At 60.3% G+C, this 700-nt stretch carries 1 pseudogene; it reads right to left on the reverse strand.

Going from position 1 to position 700, the window contains the following annotated elements:
• A pseudogene (locus tag EOA60_RS35795) lies at positions 1-612 on the reverse strand (DNA-directed RNA polymerase subunit beta); the annotation flags it as partial.
• Positions 613-700 lie beyond the last annotated feature (88 nt).

The following is a 700-nucleotide window of genomic DNA, read 5'->3' on the forward strand; positions in this document are numbered from 1 at the left end:
GGCGTGGACCACGTCCTTGGAATCGAACTCGATGTCGAGCCACGAGCCGCGATAGGGGATGACGCGCGCGGCAAACAGAAGCTTGCCCGACGAGTGCGACTTGCCCTTGTCGTGGTCGAAGAAGACGCCCGGCGAACGGTGCATCTGCGAGACGATGACGCGCTCGGTGCCGTTGACGATGAAGGTGCCGTTCGACGTCATGAGCGGCATGTCGCCCATATAGACGTCCTGCTCCTTGATGTCCTTGATCGACTTCGCGCCGGTATCCTCATCGATATCGAACACGATGAGGCGCAGCGTCACCTTCAGCGGCGCAGCATAGGTCAGGTCGCGCTGACGGCATTCGTCGACGTCGAATTTCGGTCCTTCGAACTCATACTTCACGAATTCCAGCATCGAGGAGCCGGAAAAATCGGAGATCGGGAAGACCGACTTGAAAACAGCCTGCAGCCCCTCGTCCGGACGCCCGCCCTTGGGCTCGTCCACCATCAGGAACTGGTCATAGGATGCCTTCTGAACCTCGATCAGGTTCGGCATCTCCGCAACTTCCGGGATCTTCCCGAAGAACTTGCGTACGCGTCTGCGGCCATTGAAAGTCTGGGTCTGGGCCATCGTCGCTCCTTAGCTCAAAACTCGGGGCGAACCTCGCCGCGGTTCGCCTTGCACCAATGGGCCGCTCGCCGGCCGCCCCTGTCTGTTT

The organism is Mesorhizobium sp. M1A.F.Ca.IN.020.06.1.1 (assembly GCF_004023265.1).
Taxonomy (GTDB): Bacteria; Pseudomonadota; Alphaproteobacteria; order Rhizobiales; family Rhizobiaceae; genus Mesorhizobium.